Source organism: Alteromonas sp. 07-89-2 (assembly GCF_013113925.1).
Taxonomy (GTDB): domain Bacteria; phylum Pseudomonadota; class Gammaproteobacteria; order Enterobacterales; family Alteromonadaceae; genus Alteromonas; species Alteromonas macleodii.
In genome coordinates, this window is the sequence record NZ_VTYM01000071.1 from 1 (window position 1) to 1,147 (window position 1,147).

Below are 1,147 nucleotides of genomic sequence, written 5' to 3' on the forward strand. Positions count from 1 at the left end.
ATGTGTATTAGTATAAAAGTTCATTGAGTTTTCTCCCTTGGTTTGGTCGCCTATTAGGATAAACTCTGTTTATGCTGATAGGGAGGAGGCTCAATGATTATCAATCCAATATAGTCGCTCACTGCGTTCGCTGGGACACAAACACGTAGGCTCCCATCGCTTCGCTTAGGATTTTAGCCTACGTGTTTGTGCCCCTAATTGGGGTGTTATGTGCCAAAAGGAACATTAAGCATATGAGCACTGAGAAAACCTTTTCCGATGAAGAGTTAATAGAGCTTTTTGAGTTCTTCGATAAAACTAATAAGGTTTTTCATCAACCCTTGAACTATGGCAGTAAAGAGGTCATAGAGGAATTTGCAACTTCTCAATATCCCATTATCAAAAAGTATTATTACGACATTCTCTGGGAAAAGCTGCCTGCAAAGTATAAAGAGAGGTTACTAAGTGAATAAGAAAATGGCACATAACAAACAACTATTGTCGCTCACTGCGTTCGCTGGGACACAAACACGTAGGCTCCCTTCGCTTCGCTCCGTATTTTAGCCTACGTATTTGTGCCCCAAAGTTGGGTGTTATATGCTTGTGGTAGCTTGAAAAATGGAAGTATTTAATAGCAGAAAATGGATGTATTGTGGTGCTGTCCTTATTATACCGACAGCAGCTCTTTTTAAATCACTTATAGAGTGGGCCGTTCCGCTATATTTAGTAGCAATTTTATTAGTTTTTCTCGACCCCTATTTTAAGGAATTACGGTCTCAACAGACTTCAGCTAATAGATACATAATTGTTATTTTGCCCTCTGGTCTTGTTGCTGGGATCATTTCAAATGTATTTCCACAAGCACATGCATGGCTTGTATCTGGTTGGTTTTTATTTTTTGTAGCGTATGGTTGGCCAATAGCAACAAAGATAGATCGTAATAATGGCTCTTAAATACAGCGCATATAACAACCCAATCAACACACTCACTACGTTCGCTGGGACGCATACAAGTGGGGCGGCTTCGCCATTATGCCCCACATGTCTGCGCCCGTTATTGGAAAGTTAGCAGCCAAGTCTAGGAATTTAAGATTAATACGATGTTAAAACCTTCAAACAGCACCTACTTCGTAAGTAATGTGGAATCCCTTAACCTTGGTTTCAATTT

At 40.0% G+C, this 1,147-nt stretch carries 2 protein-coding genes; both read left to right on the top strand.

Annotated elements, in window-relative coordinates; all coding sequences use genetic code 11:
* Positions 1–233 precede the first annotated feature (233 nt).
* Positions 234–452: a hypothetical protein gene (locus F0261_RS19720; protein WP_171338732.1), complete on the top strand. Its 219-nt coding sequence runs from the start codon at positions 234–236 to the stop codon at positions 450–452.
* A 145-nt stretch (positions 453–597) separates the two neighbouring features.
* Entirely contained in the window at positions 598–933 is a 336-nt protein-coding gene (locus F0261_RS19725) for a hypothetical protein (RefSeq protein ID WP_171338733.1), read from the top strand.
* The last annotated feature ends 214 nt before the right edge of the window (positions 934–1,147 follow it).

Coding starts and splice junctions, on each gene's coding strand:
- F0261_RS19720 (WP_171338732.1), top strand. CDS start 234: ATGAGCACTGAGAAAACCTTTTCCGATGAAGAGTTAATAGAGCTTTTT.
- F0261_RS19725 (WP_171338733.1), top strand. CDS start 598: ATGGAAGTATTTAATAGCAGAAAATGGATGTATTGTGGTGCTGTCCTT.